This is a genomic window from Paenarthrobacter aromaticivorans, assembly GCF_019038615.1.
In the GTDB taxonomy this organism is placed as follows: domain Bacteria; phylum Actinomycetota; class Actinomycetes; order Actinomycetales; family Micrococcaceae; genus Arthrobacter; species Arthrobacter aromaticivorans.
This window is the reverse complement of sequence record NZ_JAHOPC010000013.1, coordinates 103,325-119,657: the sequence shown is the minus strand read 5'-3', so window position 1 is coordinate 119,657 and position 16,333 is coordinate 103,325. Positions and strand designations below refer to the sequence as shown.

General features: G+C 58.4%; 10 protein-coding genes. 6 read left to right on the top strand and 4 right to left on the bottom strand.

Annotated features, from left to right (window positions below; translation table 11 throughout):
* Nucleotides 1-32: 32 nt before the first annotated feature.
* From KSW38_RS23535 to pdhA, 4 genes are all read right to left on the bottom strand, one after another.
* The gene (locus KSW38_RS23535; protein ID WP_254186683.1) at nt 33-2,444 is read right to left on the bottom strand and encodes a S8 family serine peptidase; all 2,412 of its coding nucleotides are present in this window, start codon (nt 2,442-2,444) and stop codon (nt 33-35) included.
* A gap of 229 nt (nt 2,445-2,673) precedes the next feature.
* Entirely contained in the window at nt 2,674-4,137 is a 1,464-nt protein-coding gene (locus KSW38_RS18695) for a dihydrolipoamide acetyltransferase family protein (protein ID WP_254186682.1), read from the bottom strand.
* Between the two features lie 2 nt (nt 4,138-4,139).
* A complete protein-coding gene (locus KSW38_RS18690) occupies nt 4,140-5,240 on the bottom strand; it encodes an alpha-ketoacid dehydrogenase subunit beta (protein ID WP_216926442.1) in 1,101 nt (366 codons plus the stop codon).
* Entirely contained in the window at nt 5,237-6,454 is a 1,218-nt protein-coding gene (pdhA, locus tag KSW38_RS18685; RefSeq protein WP_216926441.1) for a pyruvate dehydrogenase (acetyl-transferring) E1 component subunit alpha, read from the bottom strand. The genes KSW38_RS18690 and pdhA overlap by 4 nt, the downstream gene beginning before the upstream one ends.
* Nucleotides 6,455-6,625: 171 nt before the next feature.
* Here pdhA and KSW38_RS18680 point away from each other — a divergent pair, with 171 nt between their 5' ends.
* The 6 genes from KSW38_RS18680 to KSW38_RS18655 all read left to right on the top strand — a co-directional run bounded on the left by KSW38_RS18680 (nt 6,626) and on the right by KSW38_RS18655 (nt 16,329).
* Nucleotides 6,626-7,090: an Lrp/AsnC family transcriptional regulator gene (locus tag KSW38_RS18680; RefSeq protein ID WP_216926440.1), complete on the top strand. Its 465-nt coding sequence runs from the start codon at nt 6,626-6,628 to the stop codon at nt 7,088-7,090.
* A gap of 59 nt (nt 7,091-7,149) precedes the next feature.
* On the top strand, nt 7,150-7,719 hold the full coding sequence (locus tag KSW38_RS18675; protein WP_308169445.1) for a YdcF family protein: 570 nt from the start codon (nt 7,150-7,152) through the stop codon (nt 7,717-7,719).
* A gap of 221 nt (nt 7,720-7,940) precedes the next feature.
* Nucleotides 7,941-9,587: a hypothetical protein gene (locus KSW38_RS18670; RefSeq protein ID WP_216926439.1), complete on the top strand. Its 1,647-nt coding sequence runs from the start codon at nt 7,941-7,943 to the stop codon at nt 9,585-9,587.
* A 630-nt stretch (nt 9,588-10,217) separates the two neighbouring features.
* The gene (wecB, locus tag KSW38_RS18665) at nt 10,218-11,378 is read left to right on the top strand and encodes a non-hydrolyzing UDP-N-acetylglucosamine 2-epimerase (RefSeq protein ID WP_216926438.1); all 1,161 of its coding nucleotides are present in this window, start codon (nt 10,218-10,220) and stop codon (nt 11,376-11,378) included.
* 67 nt (nt 11,379-11,445) lie between these two features.
* Nucleotides 11,446-14,352 carry a CgeB family protein gene (locus KSW38_RS18660; protein WP_216926437.1) on the top strand — a complete coding sequence of 969 codons (2,907 nt, stop codon included), beginning with the start codon at nt 11,446-11,448 and terminating at the stop codon, nt 14,350-14,352.
* Between the two features lie 42 nt (nt 14,353-14,394).
* A complete protein-coding gene (locus KSW38_RS18655; RefSeq protein ID WP_216926436.1) occupies nt 14,395-16,329 on the top strand; it encodes a glycosyltransferase in 1,935 nt (644 codons plus the stop codon).
* Nucleotides 16,330-16,333 lie beyond the last annotated feature (4 nt).

Sequence of the window (16,333 nt, the reverse complement as noted above, 5' to 3'; positions counted from 1 at the left end):
TGACCCGGCGGCAGGTGAACTCCGGGGCCGGACTACACGATGGCTGTCATGACGTTCCAGCCGGACCCAATCTGACGGGCAGCAAGCCAACCACCAGAACCGTCACCGGGGTACAACCACAACACCCCGGACCCGTTGCGGGCAACGACGTCAACCTTGCCGTCACCGTCAAAGTCGCCGGGGCCTTCCATCGCGGTCATGACATTCCAACCGGAACCAATCTGGCGGGCAGCAAGCCAACCGCCTGACCCGTTACCGGGGTACAACCACAAAACGCCGGATGAGTTGCGAGCAAGAACGTCAGCTTTGCCGTCCCCGTCGAAATCTCCGGGACCATCGATAGCGGTCATGACATTCCAACCCGAACCGATCTGGCGGGCAGCAAGCCAGCCACCTGAACCGTTACCGGGATAAAGCCACAAAACGCCATTGGCATCCCGGGCGATCACATCGGCTTTGCCGTCCCCATTGAAGTCACCGGGCGCCTCGATCGCGGCCATCCCGTTCCAGCCAGTTCCGATCTGACGGGCGGCAAGCCAACCACCGGAACCATTGCCCGGATAAAGCCATAAAACACCGCCGCTGTCCCTCGCGATGACATCCATTTTGCCGTCACCGTTGAAGTCACCTGGGGACTCAATGGACGTCATGGCATTCCAGCCTGAACCAATTTGACGAGCGGAAAGCCAGCCACCAGAACCATTGCCCGGGTACAACCACAAAACACCGCCGCTGTCCCTGGCAAGGACATCGCTCTTGCCGTCGCCGTCGAAATCAGTGATTTTTTGGGTGGAAGTCTTGAAGGTGAACTTCCACTCGGCGGCTGCCGCAAGAGCAAACGAATAATTTGTCAGAGCCCTGGCGGTAACAGTCACTGATCCGCTGCCGGTATACGTGCCAGCGGCAAGAACCTTTCCGCCAACCAAGTATTCAACGCCGGCCGACGTGGGAATCGTGTAGGTATCGTTCGAGGTGCCGTCCCGGTCAATGAATACGACTGCTGCAGGCGTCACGGGAAGATGCCCACCAAACGTTGTGAGGGCCGCAGTGGCATCAATCAGACCGGCGCCACATCCGGCGGAACAGCCAGCAGGAAGTGGCCTCGAGGTCTGCTTCAGTTGTTGTTCCAAATGCTCCGGAGTCAGGGTGATGCCCTCAGCCGAATAAAGGAGAGCCGCAAGGCCCGCCACGTGAGGGGCTGCCATGGACGTACCCTGCATGAACGCGTAGCCCGGCGTTCCCTGCGTGGTTGTCCCTGAGTTGTAGGTAGACAAGATGCCGTTCAAGGCCGAGGAGCTCATTTCGCCGCCGGGAGCAGTTACATCCACAGCGCTCCCATAGTTGGAGTACGACGCCTTTGCTCCTGTCCTGTCGCTCGCGGCAACTGTGATGACGTTCTGGCAGTTTGCAGGGCTGGAGTCGGCCGCGGGGCGATTGGAATTGCCGGCAGCGACTACTACGGCTGCCCCAGCGTTATAGGCGAAATTGATCGCGTTTTGATAGGTGGCAGAGCACGGCTTGATGCCACCGAGACTGAGGTTGATGACGCGTGCCGGGTTGAGATTTATTGGGGCCCCGGCAACAACGCCGCCTGCTGCCCAAATGATTGAATCCGCGATGTCCGACGTATAGCCGCCACAAGCACCCAATGCCCGCACCGGAAGGATTTTTGCCTTCGGCGCCACGCCCGTTACTCCGGTGGCGTTGTTTCCGATGGCTGCAATTGTTCCCGCCACGTGGGTTCCATGCCAGGAAGAATTTATCTGCGGGCTCCCCACTCCGCATTCATTGGCCGTAGACCAATCGCCAGGGTCTGTAGGGTCTGCATCCCTGCCGTTCCCATCCCTTGCATCGGCGGCATCGGACATCATGTCATAGCCGGGCAACACATTGGCGTTGAGATCCGGATGGCTCGTGATCCCGGAGTCGACTACGGCGACGACTACGCCTTCACCGTGATTGTATTGCCACGCCCCGGAAGGCCGAATGCCGGCCAAATCCTCTGAGAGATCCCACTGCGTTGAATAGTAGGCATCGTTGGGATCAGCAGCCACCTGCATGATGTCGTCAGCTTCGGCGTAGGCAACGTTGGGATCCGCACGAAGGGTTTTCAGGAATTGCTCGGCTGTTGTCCCTGAAAGTGCCTTGGCAAGTTTGATGACATGTCCGCCCGCTGCGTTTTGGTGCGAGCTTTCGGCAACCGCTCCGAGCTTGGTGGCTGCACGATCTGCAGCCTGCTCCGCCGTAGCAGTGGCCGCGGCTGCTTTGACGTTGTCTCGTAGCCCGACAATAAACTGGTCCGTTGCCACTTCAGGTGCCGGACGGAGTGATTGCGGGGTGCTCGGGATGATGTCGCTATCTCCCGCTACTGCTGGCTGAACGGCCAGTCCCCCGGTAATGAGGAGCGCGGTCAACGCGAAGCCGACGGTCCTCAAGGATCGCATTGGGGAGTTTTTTACCATGGGTTGGGCATCCTAGAACGGCGACTGAGCACGGTAAGGCTGGGTCGCGGGCAACTGGAGACCACCAGCTGACCCCCACAGAAAATTGTACGCAGAGTTGGTGGCACTCTCCGCCAGTATTTCGTGAGGATTTCCCGAGGATTTGCACCACAAAGAGCAGGACCCCGATCACCTAAATCGGGGTCCTGCTGCGTGGCCGCCTGTCTTGGGCTTACATGTCCGCGAGCGCCCCACCAGGGTTCTCGATCGCGTCCGCGACGTACCGGAGGAAGCCGGCTGCTGTCTCGCCATCGCACACCCGGTGGTCGAAGGCGAGGGTCAACTCGGTAACCTTGCGGACGGCAAGCTCACCGTTTACCACCCACGGCCTATCGATGATGCGACCCACGCCGAGCATCGCAACCTCTGGGTAGTTGATGATCGCGGCCGAACCATCCACGCCGAACACACCGTAGTTGTTCAGGGTGAAGGTGCCTGAGCCGAGCTCGGTTGGAGTGGCCTTACCTTCACGCGCCACGGTGGTGAGGCGCCGGATCTCGGCGTCCAACTCGCGGGCGCTCAACTGGTGCGCGTTCCGGACAGACGGGACCACAAGACCGCGATCCGTCTGTGCTGCGAAACCGAGGTTGATTCCGTCAAAACCGACAATCTCCTGGGAGCCATCCTCCCCCAGTTCAAAGCGCGTGTTCAGTGCCGGGTACTTTTTTAACCCAGCAGTGACAAAACGGGCGATGAAGGCCAGTAGACCAGGCGTGTCATGCGGAGCACGCTTCTTCAGTTCAGCCCGCATCTCAAGGAGAGCCGTCGCATCCACGTCCACCCAGACCGTCGCCTCCGGGATCTCCGTGCGGCTCTTGGTCATGTTGGCTGCAACTGCCTTGCGAACTCCGCGGAGCGGAGTCCGGGCCGCGACAGCCAGTCCCGTACGGGAATCGAGGTCGCCCCCGGCAACGGCGGCCGAGGCTGGAGCCTTCGCCTTCGCTGCAGTACGAGGCGCAGCAGGAGCTTCCGGTGTAGAGATCGCAGCTTCCACATCCCGGCGCATGATCAGCCCACTGACCCCCGAGCCTTCGATAGTCTCAAGGGAAACCCCGTGGTCTCGGGCCATCTTCCTGACGAGCGGCGAGATGACGGCACTCAGCTTGCCGGGGATACGAGTTCCTGCCACAGCGGGCTCGGAAGCAACCGGACTCTCGGCCAGGGTCTCATTTTCGCGATCGACGACGCCGACGCTCGCCTTTCGCGGGCGGGTGCGGCCTCCGGTCACGCCACCAGGAGTCCCGTATCCGATAAGTACGTTGCCGGAACCAGCTTTCTCCTCGGTGCGATACGTCTCGGCCGCCGCATCAACCTGGGGCGAGGCCACGATCCCGGTCGAGACCGCATCTTCTTCCGTGGACGGCGTTTCAGGCGCAACGGGAGCAGCGCCTGAGCGAGCGATCGAGATCAGCGGCTTGCCGACGTCGAGGGTTTGGCCGGCCTCACCGTGAAGCTCTGCCACCGTGCCCGCGTAAGGCGAGGGCACCTCCACCATGGACTTGGCTGTTTCGACTTCAGCGATCGGCTGGTCGACCTTGATTTCGTCACCCACGGCGACGAGCCAATTCACGAGTTCGGCCTCGGTAAGGCCCTCCCCCAGGTCCGGCAGGCGAAATACCTGCATATCTGAGCTCATGGTCAGTCCTCCCATTGAAGGTCGTCGACGGCGTCGAGGATGCGGTCGACGCTTGGCAGGTAGTAGTGCTCCAACTTGGGTGACGGGAACGGAACATCGAAGCCAGTCACACGGCGGATCGGTGCGGCGAGGTAGTGGAACGCACGCTCTTGGACACGCGCCACGATCTCGGACGACACCGAGGCGAATCCGTGCGCCTCGGCGATGACGACGGCGCGCCCCGTCTTGCGTACGGACGCGCAGACGGTCTCGTCGTCGAAGGGGACGAGGGTGCGCACGTCGATGACCTCGAGCGAGCGACCCTCCTCGGCAGCGGCAGCCGCGGCTGCGAGCGCAGTGGGAACAGACGGCCCGTAGGCGATCAGCGTCGCGTCGGTGCCAGGACGAGCAACAGCGGCGCGGCCCTCGGTGGAGGTGCCGGCGTCGTGCTCTGCGCGCAAGGCGTCCAGGTCCACCTGGTCTTTGGACCAGTAGAGCTTCTTGGGCTCCATGAACATCACGGGATCATCCGAGTCGATGGCTTCGCGGAGCATGCGGTAACCGTCCGCAACGGTGGCAGGGGTGTAGACCTTCAGGCCAGCGGTGTGGGCGTAGTAGGACTCGGAGGAGTCGCAGTGGTGTTCCACTCCCCCGATGCCGCCGGCGTACGGAACGCGGATGACCAGGGGCATCTTGAGCTTGCCCTTGGTTCTGTTGTGCATCTTGGCGACGTGGCTGACGATCTGTTCGAACGCCGGGTAGGCGAACGCATCAAACTGCATCTCGATGACGGGCCGCATGCCGTTGATGGCCATTCCGACAGCCATGCCGACGATGCCGGATTCTGCCAGCGGGGTGTCGAAGCAGCGCTGCTCGCCGAACTCGGCCATGAGGCCGTCGGTGATGCGGAAGACACCGCCCAGCATGCCGACGTCCTCGCCGAAGACCAGCACGGAGGCGTCGGCACGCATGGCATCGGCCATTGCTGCGTTGAGCGCCTTGGCCATGGTGATGGACTGGGGGCCGCTCGCCTCAGCGGTAGCTGCAGCGGAGGCGGCGGCGCTTGCGGTGGCTGCGCTGACGTTGGCTGTGGTGGTGCCGTTGGCAGTAGTGGTGACGGTCATTTTGCGCTCTCCGTTCCGTGATTTTCGGCGCTTTCAGCGCGGGCGAGTTCGTCAGCCAGCAGTTCAGACTGCTCTCTCAGCTGTGGGGTGGGCTTGGAGAACACGTACTTAAAGAGGTCCAGCGGCTGTACGGGGACATCTTCACCGAGGCCTTCGCGCAACTGTGTAGCGACGGCTTCTGCATGTTCGGCAATACGTTCATTGGCGGCGTCGTCCAGAAGTCCCTTGTGGGTGAGATAGGACTTCATTCGGGCCAGCGGATCCTTCGCTTGCCATTCGGCCACCTCGCTGTCCGGGCGGTAGCGCGTGGCATCGTCGGCGTTGGTGTGCGCCTGCATACGGTACGTGTGCGCCTCGATCAGGAGAGGTCCGGAGCCTTCGCGGGCCAACTTCACTGCACGGTCCATGACGGCGAGGAGCGCGACGAGGTCGTTGCCGTCCACTCGCTCACCGGCCATTCCGTAGCCGACAGCCTTGTGGGCCAGCGACGGCGCCACCGACTGGTGGCTGAGCGGAACGGAAATCGCGTATTTGTTGTTCTGCACGAAGAAGATGACCGGTAGGTGGAAGACGGCCGCAAAGTTCAGGGCCTCGTGGAAGTCACCCTCACTCGTGGCACCATCGCCGCACATTGCCATCACCACGGTGTCCTCACCGCGGAGTTTGGCGGCATGCGCGACGCCGACGGCGTGCAGCAGCTGGGTGGTCAGCGGGGTGCACTGGATCCCGACGTGGTGCTTCTTGGGGTCGTAGCCACCGTGCCAATCACCGCGGAAGATCGTCATCGCTTCGACAGGATCCACACCACGGGTCATCACTGCGACGGCGTCGCGATACGTCGGGAAGAGCCAGTCACCTTCGCTGAGGCACATGGCAGCCGCCACCTGGCAGGCTTCCTGGCCGTGGCTTGACGGATAGACAGCCATACGGCCCTGCCGGACGAGCGCAGAGTTCTGATCGTTGACCCGACGTCCGACGACGAGCTGCTCGTAAGCGGCCATGAGTTCAGCATCGCTTGGCGTGGGGTACTCATGGCCGGGTTCGGTGCCCTGCTCTTCGTGGGAGCGGAGGGTCCCATCCGGATTCACCATCTGAATCTGGTGCCGGGCCGGCAGCATGTAGTCCTCTACGCTGATGCCGAATTTTCTCTGAACGTCAGCAGCTTGGTCCTCTACTGCCGCTTCCGGCGCAGTGTGGTCTGCGTGGATCGTCATTGGTCCGTCCTTCTCTAGCCACTATGTGCTTCCAGTATGTTCCGGGGAGCTGTTTCGTATCCAGCTTTCGCGCAAATCATGGAAGAGCATGCAGGAAGTGGCTATTCTGAAAGACGAATTGCAAATGTGAGCTGGGTAACGCGCCAGTCCTGTAGACGAATTGGAGACCACATGAGCGAGACCGAGGCGGAGCAGACTGCCGTGCCCCTGGACGATGTTGACCGGGACATCATCCGGGAACTCACAACTGACGGCCGGATGTCCATTACGCAAGTGGCCGAGAACGTGCACATCAGCCGGGCGCATGCCTACTCACGCATTGCCCGGCTGACCGGCGAGGGGGTTCTGACCAAGTTCACGGCGTTGGTGGACCCAATCAAAGCCGGCCTGCGATCTTCGGCCTATGTCACGCTCAAAGTCCAGCAGCATTCTTGGCGGGAACTGAAGGAGCACCTGCGGGCGATTCCCGAGGTTCACCACATTGCCTTGGTGGGTGGCGACTTTGACGTCATTCTGCTGGTCCGGGCCACCGACAACATTCACCTCCGCCGTGTGATCTTCGACCAGCTTCAGTCCATGGAGGGAGTGCTGGATACCCAGACTTTCCTGGTGTTTGAGGACGTTGATACGCGGTAACTGCCCGGGCTGCAGGTGCCTCGTACCGAACGCACATTCGGGGACCATAGACTGTCCCCGTGCCCCTCAAAACCGCCTCCGTCACGCGCGCCGCTGCGCGGGTTGCTGTCTCGGTTGTGGCCATCGCCCTGATATGGCTGATTGCCGCTTTTCAGTTCTTTTACAGCCCTCCGAGAGTAGTGCCTCATCGTACCGACGCCATCGTGGTTTTGGGCGGGTTAAGTAAGGAACGACTTCCAGTGGCTCAGGAACTCCAGGAAAGCCTGGACATACCCATTTTGGTGGTCTCGACAACGGGCCTTTCCGGCAACGTTGAGGGTGACGCTTTGTGCCATGAAGACGACGACCCCGATCTGATCTGTTTCCGTCCCTCGCCGCTGAACACCCGAGGTGAAGCCAGAGGCCTTTCGGAGCTGATTGCGCAGAACGGATGGAAGTCCGTCACCGTGGTTACGTCCGACTATCACCTCCTTCGCGCTGGCACCCTCATTCGCCAATGTACGTCTGCTGAGGTCCAAATGGTCGGCTCACAACCCGACCTTTCGGCCGGAGCATGGCTGGACCGATTCGTCGTCGAAACAGGTGGGCTCATCGACGTGTGGATGCAGCCGGAGTGTTCTTCTCGCTAGTGGAACACTCGCGGATTTTAGGTTCTAAAACACAAATTCCATGTGACAGAGTTCGTTAATTCCTACCAAACCTCGCAAAAGAACTGTCACAAAATTTCGTTGACTTTCAGGCGTGCGTTCGTGCGTGAAGGATTTCGTCAAGTTCTTGAATTCGACAGGCATGCCCGTCATCCTTTTGCCATAGGTCCAAGGTCTCAGCCCTACGAGCCCAAGGATCCTCCGTGGCAAAGTTTAAAGCAGAGACGTACTACTTCAGCACGAGCAATGCCCGACATCTAACTGCCAGCATCTTGGCCGCTTTCGTCTTGGTGATGGGTTTCCTTCACGGATCCACAGCCCAAGCCGCGCCCTCCCCGGTTTACCCCATAAGCGGCTACTTCATTTTCGGCAGTACCAGTGATGACGCCAACTTGAAGAAATTGACGGATATTAAGTCCGTCGGCGGGGATACGATCATCACCTTCGGTTCTCAGATCAAACCAGCAACATCCGCTTCCGTGCCGGCAGGCTGCACCATTTCAGGCGTCAACTGCGTGACTGCTGCTACCTCTGGGGTCAGTGTGAATCGATACTTCACCTACGCCGACGGCAACACATGGGGCGCGCCTTCTCTCGCGTGTCCCCGCGACAAGACTGTGACGAGTGGATCCACCGTGTATACGGTCATGGTTATCCCCACCCAGGGAACCGGATGCAACTCGTCCAATAATTTGTATGACGTCGTCATCATCACCAGCGGGACCGCCTCGATCTCTGTCTCTGTGGCCAAGGCCGCTACCACGTTGGGGATGAAGTTTTACGCGGGAATGCCCGCTCCTGTGAAGAGAACAGACATCACGTATCTTGTCGACCTGTCATACCAGTCGACATTCACGGCTTTCACCAACCGGTTCCTGCAATTTCAAGGAAAGGTGAACAACGTTCCAGGCTTGACGGGCTATTACCACTATACGGAAATGCCCGTAGCCAATGGCGCTATATGGGATTCAACGCTCGCTGTCTATGACATCCAAAATCGAGCAATAGCCCAGTATCAGCCAGGTCGCTCCGCACTGGTGAGCCCGTATATCGATTCACGCAAGGAGCTTGCTGGGCATATCACGCCGGATAACGCTCGAGCAGCAGTGAGAAATATTGCTGAGACTGCGAATGGAGTCCATCTGGCCATCGCCGTTCAGGATGGGATGGGCACCGGGAAGGGGGGATCGTTCTTTGGCCACGAGAGCGGAAATAGCGTGGACCAGTATGCGGCCGCAATTGTCGGCAGTGGAACATGGGGCAACAAGTACGCCGCCCCAACCCGCGATTACTTCCTTGCAATGGCGGAAGGGGTCGAAGGCACCGACGTCGAGCTATGGGCCAACATGGAAGGAATGGCGCCAGGCACCAGCCAGAACCCCTGCGACGGCAACTACCGCGGCCAGAGCACGAAAGCGCGACATGACCGACAGTTGCAGCAGATAGGGAACTATCCGGTCAAAGTTATCTCATATATGTGGGATCCGTTCTACACCTGCAAGGGGACCTGGGCACCGATGGTGGAACAGATGAGGGCTGGCAGTATGACGCCAGTCATTACTGACTCAGTCTTCTACGGCAACGGCGATGTACTCGTCACAGGTCAAAACTTGAGTGGTGGCACCATCCAAGTGAAGTGGACAGATGCATACGGACGAACCTTCGATAAGACCGTGTCTGCCTCGAGTTACAACCCGAGCTACGGCAAACAACTGGGTATGAATCCACGCTTGGAATCCGTAACGGCAAAGCTCGGCAGGACAAGTCTTGGCTCCGGAAAGTATGTCTACATCAACGTGACGAACGGCTCCGGCGTCAGAAACGACGCGCCGTATTCTGATCGAGGCTAGTTCCCTTGGGAAGTGGGCGGCTTGCACAGTTTGTGCGAGCCGCCCTTCAATGGCGACTTCGCGCCTTGTCGCCAAACAAATAATCCATGCCGCTGACAGTGCGGCTGGGAGGGCCTCGTCTGCCCAAATATGGTCCCTTGCTGCTCGGATGCAACAATTGTGCGTGGCCATGTTCCGTCTGGACGCAGCTGAGGAGTGACGACGTGACAGATACTGTCCGCCAAGCGGCGGCACCTTCGCCGTCCCCACGACACATGCGCAAACGTCGATTCCTGGGGGATGTTCCCACATCTACTTTGCCCGGCAATCCGGGCACCGTAGATATCGCTCGTTCAGAATCCAGGCTCTCAGCCTCTCCGAAGCCGGCGCGGCCTGCCGGCGGTAGCACTGCGCCCAAACCCACGGCTTCTTCTGTACCGAGCATTAGTACCGGATCACGGAAAGCCAGCCCCCGGCAAAAGCGGCTGGTAGCCCTGACCATTGTGATACTCGTCTCTATCAGCATCCCGCTACTGGTACTGACCTTGATGTTTGCAGGTTGAGGCATGTTGGGCGTCACGCACAATTAATCACCTCGATTGGCTGTGCGATAGCATCGGTTGATCAGCCATTGCCTTCCCGGGGGAATCCATGCAAATCGTCATGCCAATTTTCGGTACTCGCCCGGAAGCCATCAAAATGGCTCCGATCGTCACCGCCCTTCAACAATCTACCGATTTCGATTGCGTAGTGACTGTCACAGGCCAACATCGCGAAATGCTGGATCAGGTCAACGAACTCTTCGGGATTATTCCAGACCACGACCTGAACATCCTTCAGCAGCGTCAGTCGCTGTCGGCGATTATGACCAGGACCATCGATGGCCTGGACAAATTATTCAGCAGCAACAAACCCGATGCTGTCATCGTTCAGGGTGACACCACGACGTCGACTGCTGCCGCCATCGCGGCTTTCTATCACGGTATCCCTGTTGTTCATGTCGAAGCCGGGCTTCGAAGCGGCGACTTGTACTCTCCATTCCCGGAGGAGGCGAACCGTAAGATCACCAGCCAGATCGCCAGTTTGCATCTCGCCCCAACCAGCACCAGTAAAGCCAATCTGCTGGCGGAAGGCATCAACGAGGATGACATCGTCGTCACCGGAAACACCGTGATCGATGCACTCCTCACCACAGTCAATAAGAATGTCCCTTTCACCGATCCAAAGCTCGAAGAGCTTGCGGCCAGCGGCCGCCGGATCCTTCTGGTCACCACGCACCGCCGCGAGAATCAAGGTGACGCCATGCGGGGTGTAGGACGCGCTTTGGCCCGAATAGCCGAGGCCGAACCGGATCTTGTCGTGGTACTTCCCGCACACAAGAATCCAGTCGTGAGAGAAGCAGTCCTGCCGGCAATCGAAGGTAAGGCAAACGTGATCGTCACTGAGCCTTTGGCTTATGGCGAATTCACACGGATGCTGTCCCTCGCACACATAGTCCTCACGGATTCCGGTGGAGTTCAGGAGGAAGCACCCAGCTTGGGAAAGCCTGTCTTGGTGATGCGCGACAACACGGAGCGTCCCGAAGCTGTTCACGCCGGCACCGTCACTCTCATCGGCACGGACGAGGAGACGATCGTCAAGGAAGTTGATCGGCTGCTTAATCAGCAGGACGCATTTGATGCCATGGCAAATGCTGTAAACCCCTACGGTGACGGCCAAGCTGCCGAACGCACGGTTGCGGCAGTGGCGGAGCTCCTGGGAGTAGGGACCAGAGTGCCGGAATTCGGCACCGAGATCCAGATAGTCCGCTAGATCGACGGCGATGCCCCTCGCCAACAATCTAGATCACTCCCCCAAACCCAGAAATTGGAGTCAAGCGTTGCTACGCAAACTCTTTGACCGCCAGGAAATACAACCGCACAGCATCTGGACCGGCGAGGACACAGCTCAGCCGCGATCTTTTGTGCTGCTCGACTCAAACAGCGACCCCGACGCCCACTTGGTGCTGCGCAAACGGCCTTATGAAGTGCGCCTGCAGGTGGTTCCAGGCTCGGAAGTGACCTCCACCTTCCAAACAGTCAGCAATCCCGATCAGCACGGCACTAAATCCGGGATTATCTGGGTGAAGTTCCTTGACTCGAGCGGCACTGAGGTCCCTAGCAGGGGACGAATCAGCAAAGGCCGCCAGGGCAACTACGTCTACATCGTTCCGAACGCTCTCGGTGTCTCTGAAACTACGTTGTACATCCCTATGGACTGCACCGAAGTAGTACTCGGCTTCGCACTCTGGAAGGGCTATGCCGGTAGCTTGTCCTTGACAAACGCAGTTCGCGTACGACACAACGTCCTCCCGCCCTTTTCGGAATCCCGCCAATCCGGCGCCGGAGATCTCCGGTCGAATCGGATATCCGTCTCCCGTGAGCACGGCACTGCGTCCGAAGTGGGTCTGGGCAGGGAGCCGCTCAGCCTCGACATTTCGACACTTGACGCCAAGCACTTAAGAGTCCAAGGCCAATTCGTAGGTTCCGAGCCGGTTGGGCTCAGGGATGCCGTGGCCCTCTTCAGGTTCGCCGATAAACACGGGGCTGAAGTGGGAAGTTTGACGGACATTCCCCGTGGTCCCGTCGGCGAATACATCTATCTGGTGCCGGATTCCTCTGGCGCGTTTTCATTCGAGGTCCATGCCCCCTCAGATTGCGCCAGTGTACGGATTGCTTTCGCGGCCTGGCATGCGGAGCCAGGCAAACTCAGGATTTTGAATGCCTTGGACATCGTCGAGTTGGGAACAGAATCCGCTGACGATCTCCGCCCAGGCTTCGGTCCTCCCCAGACCAATGGCAAAGCGTTGCAGTTCAATCGATTGCATGAGCTCGGAGCCAACGTGGCGGTGACTTCCCGGGCTCGATGGGCGAGGATTCCACTGGCCGACACAAAGGGCCCCCAGATCCAGGTTCAATTCTCGGTAATTCCTCAAGTCGAAGGGTTGTCCAGGAAGAGCGCGCTGGCACTCCTGGAATTTGCTGACAAGGACGGTGGCCGGATTTGCCCCGCCGGCCTCCCAACATCCGAGGAGTATGCCTACAAGTACATCGACGGGCGCCGCCCAAACGATGTGTCACTGACATTAACCGTGCCTCGAGGCGCTACAGAGCTTCGTGTAGGTACGGTGCTCTGGGAGGCGGCCGCGGGAGAGCTGCTGACGAGCAATCAGATTTGGGTAAAGGCACTTTCAGCGTCGAAGCAGGTTCCAGCCAAGAAAAAGGCCGGGGGTACTTCCACAGTCGCCGTAATCGATGACGCAGACGAGGCACCACGGCGGGCCAGGGAATTGAAGGTCGCCCTGATCGCAGACGAATTCACCTATAACTGCTTCAAATACGAGTTCAACCCGATCGTTATCGAGCCTCACAACTGGCGTGAGCGTTTTGAGGCAGACCGGCCCGATATCTTTTTCTGTGAGTCTGCATGGTCGGGCGTGGACAGTGAAAAGCGGCCGTGGAAGGGCCGCATCTATGCGAGCTCCAACTTTGCCCGGGAGAACCGTACCGAACTCCTTGAGATTCTGGAGTGGTGCGACAACGAGGACATTCCAACTGTCTTCTGGAACAAAGAAGACCCCACGCATTTCGATGACAAGGTCCACAACTTCATCGACACAGCGGTGAGGTTCGATCACGTTTTTACCACTGACGTGACCTGCGTTCCCCGCTATGAGGAAGAGTACGGACACTCCAGTGTTCATTGCCTTCCATTTGCTACACAACCAAAGCTTTTCAATCCGATAGAGACTTCCCCGAGGGACCAAGGAGTCTCGTTCGCAGGCAGTTGGTACGCAAACCACCTTGACCGTTCCAAAGAGATGGAAGTCATTTTCGACCAGATCCTCGATGCCGGCATGGACCTCCGCATCTTCGATAGATTTTGGGGATCGGAGGATGAGCTACACCATTTCCCCGAGCGCTATCGTCCCTTCACCAACCCTGCCGTTCCCCATTCAAAAATCGCCGACGCCTACAAGTCGACGACGCTTGGTCTCAACATCAACACCGTGACCTCGTCGCCCACTATGTTTGCGCGCCGCATATTTGAACTCATGTCCTGCAATACTTTGGTTGTCTCCAACTACTCCGAAGGCGTCGCGGAATTCTTCAAGGGCCGGATACTGTTTGCCGGTGACGGCCATTCAGACGTTCAGGACCTGGACGCGGCAACTGCGGATCACGTCAGGCACGCCGCCCTCCATGACGTGCTTGCACATCACACGTATGAACGGCGTTTCGAACAGATCCTGGACAGCATCGGCTTTGACTACGCCAAATCGCACCGCATGATCACCCTGGTTTGTCCAGTGGAAAGCGAAGCTGAACTCAACCAGGCCATCGCCCGCCAAGGTGAGTATGTCGACGTCGTCGATCGGGTGGTCATCGTTCTGGGACGGAGCTTCCAGAAGAGCGACGCATCCTATTTTCAGGCCAAGTACGGCCGCTTTGGTGTCGTGATTCTGTCATGGGCCTGGGCTGTCAATGAATCTCTGGACCCCAGCACGTTTATCAGCGGCGATTCGTTTGCCTTCATTTCACCTGATTCGACGGTCAGCGCAAAGGCAATTTACGAAGCCTCACTCCATCGCGCTTACGTCGACGGTCCCGTGGTGATCCAGTCCGGGGAACCGTACCGTTTCAGCGCCCAGCACGCCGTCGAGGACATTGTCGCGGGCCCGGCCTTCTTCAAGAAAGCCGTCGTCAACTACGGTAAAACCATCTCTGACAATTTCTACCTCGTCTAGGGGTTGAATCAGCCATTGCAAATCCTTGAGGATTCTCCGGATATGAAGCTCAGCATTGTTGTCCCTTGTTACAACGCAGAAACCAAGATCGGCCTCTGCCTGGAGTCGTTGGAGGGCATCGATCTTCCTGAAGACTCCTTCGAGGTTGTCTTTGTGGACGACCACTCCACCGATGGAACGTTTGCCTTGCTCGAGGAGAGGGCACGGGCACATTCAAACTGGCGGGTCGTGGCATTGACCTCCAACAGTGGTTCGCCCTCACGCCCCCGCAACGTTGGTATGTCCAAAGCTGCCGGGGAATACGTGTTCTTCCTTGACTCGGACGACGAGATCCTGCCGGACGCACTTCGGCAGCAGCTGGAACTTGCCTCGCAGGAAGATTCAGACATTGTCCGGGCCTCCTTGTACACGGTGGAACGAGGAAAGAAACCCCAACTGGTTAACAGGGTGGTGGGCTTTCACACTGCAGCGTCCAGGACTGAGAAGATCGCCAAGATCGTGCGAGATCAAAGTACGACAAACTCGTCGTTGATCCGTCGCAGTCTGCTCATCGACAACGGCATCATCTGGCCGGAGCATCTGCACATGGGAGAAGACACTGTTTTTCTCAATACTGTCCTGTCTGTATCTCAGAACATTTCCTACCTTGATGAACCAGCCATCATTTACCACAAGACCATCGGATTTGTTCGATCCACAACGCAGCAATACGGTGCTCGCGAGCTGGCTTCGCATCTCGAAGTATGGGAGAGCGCCGAGTCCACCCTCGCACACGTTGGTCTTAGCTACATGGAGATCAGAGGCCACGTCGCGCTTAGGGTTGCGCTCGAATCCATTTACAGGTTCAACCGTGGTGACATTGATGCCGGTCTGTTCTCAAAGCTTTCCCATCTTGTCCAAGACAACTGGGAGGCCATCAGCGGCAAGCCATATCGCGCCCGAATCCGTGAGACGCTCGAAATTATCAACAGCGGCAATTACGAAGGCTTTCAGCAGAACATTAAACAGCGTGTCCTCATCGCCGGTATGGATTTGAAATTCATTTCTCCTGCTATTCCATCCCTTCGCGAGCACTACGATGTGAAGCTGGACGAGTGGACCGGGCATGATTCCCACGATGAGAATCAAAGCCGGGAGCTTCTGGAGTGGGCAGACGTCATCTTCTGCGAATGGCTACTGGGCAACGCAGTTTGGTACGCAAACCACAAGAAGGCGCACCAACGTCTGATAGTCCGGCTCCATCGATTTGAACTCAATGCGAGGTTCGGGCATCTGGTGGATCAATCCAAGGTGGATTGCTTCATCTCTGTGTCACTTCACACCAGCGAAGACATGATCCGCACGTTCGGCATGGACCGAACGAAGGTTCGAATCATCCCGAACTACCTCGACGTCAACGCCTACAAAACCAGTAACGATCCAAGCAAGACCCAGAAGCTGGCAATGGTGGGCATGTTGCCCAAATTGAAGGGCTACCACCGCGCACTTGAACTTCTCCATTACTTGAATGCCCACGGCGAGTACTCCCTCACCGTCTTTGGGAAAGGGCCGCATGACCTCCCGTGGGTCTACAAGAACCCTGTGGAACGCGAGTACTACGAGCAATGTGAGCAGTACATTGTGGATCACAACCTAGCCGAAAAAGTCACCTTTTCCGGCTGGGTGGACACTAAGACGGCTTTGGCTGACTTTGGCTTTGTTCTGTCCCTCAGTGACTTGGAGAGTTTCCACGTCGCCCCTGGAGAGGGATTCGCCTCAGGAAACCAGGGAGTTTTTCTTCCTTGGCACGGCGTGGACTACGTTTACCCCGAGGACTACATTTTCGAGGATGTCTTCGGCATCCGCGACTACATCCTCGAGAACCAGGATCTGGACGTATTCAATAAGAATGCAGAGCCAGGCCAGCGTTTTGTTCGTGAACGGTACTCGCTCGAGGCTTTCATCTCCCTTGTTCAGGAAGCCTTCGAAGAGGTCTAGACGG